This window comes from Mordavella massiliensis, assembly GCF_016902415.1.
GTDB lineage: Bacteria > Bacillota > Clostridia > Lachnospirales > Lachnospiraceae > Merdimonas > Merdimonas faecigallinarum.
Genome location: NZ_JACJLV010000112.1, coordinates 1 through 873, shown reverse-complemented (window position 1 = coordinate 873; position 873 = coordinate 1). Strand labels below are relative to the sequence as shown.

Sequence of the window (873 nt, the reverse complement as noted above, 5' to 3'; positions counted from 1 at the left end):
GAGGTAGAGTTGTTTTAAACATATTTATATTGAGTATAATATTATCATCATTTCTTACAATCTGTCTCGGAGGGCCGATAACATCAGCAATGATGTGGTTAAGGCAATATAAATGGATTTCTAGTATGTTGAATTTGTGCGACACGCTAGGAGTAACAACAAATTTTATAGGCGTTACGTTTTTATATGGGATAATATACTGGATTTTTGATAACTATGCTTGGAAATGGAAAATACTTAGAAAATTTCTTGGCGTGCCCAATCTTAATGGACATTGGGAAGGAACTCTAACTTCTAAAACGTTTCAAACAACGATAGATATGAGTTTAGATGTAGTACAAACATGGAGTAAAATTAGTTTTGTTTCTTCCTTTCCTAAATCAAAATCAGAGAGTAATGTTGCATCAATATTTATAGAAAGAGATGGCATAATGAAAGTGGGATTTGGTTTTATCAATCATAGTAGAGAACTACAACATCAATATGATGGATATAATATTTTAGATTTGGATGACGAAACTCATTTATTTGGGAGATATTTCAATAATAGGGATAATAGTAATGTTGGTAATAGAGGTGGAAATATCGGGACATTTAAGTTACATAAGATAAATTAAAGAGCAGAGGGGAGAATCTTCAAAGCTTAAGAGAAGACTTCCGTAGGAACTGACAAAATAGAATAATTAAAGTATTCCAGGCGCAGTAAAAAACCACTGCGCCTGTTGTGATGTGATTAAATAATTCAGTTGTGGCTATGATCTTGTTTGTACACGGTAAATCATAAGTACCAGCGTATTTTTTGACCGCCGTTTCTGGCGGCCGGTTTACACATTTGTTGTTTTTGTTTTGCTCCGGCAGATTTCCGGCAGCTGC

At 34.1% G+C, this 873-nt stretch carries 2 protein-coding genes; one reads left to right on the top strand and one right to left on the bottom strand.

The genetic code is table 11. The features are described from left to right. Window positions 1–617 (top strand): Cap15 family cyclic dinucleotide receptor domain-containing protein (locus tag H6A13_RS13010; RefSeq protein WP_204909950.1); only part of this gene is annotated, 617 nt, incomplete at its 5' end. A 19-nt stretch (window positions 618–636) separates the two neighbouring features. Here H6A13_RS13010 and H6A13_RS13005 read toward each other — a convergent pair. Continuing rightward, window positions 637–873, bottom strand: a 237-nt coding sequence (locus H6A13_RS13005) for a hypothetical protein (protein WP_204909949.1), incomplete at its 5' end; no start/stop codon positions are given.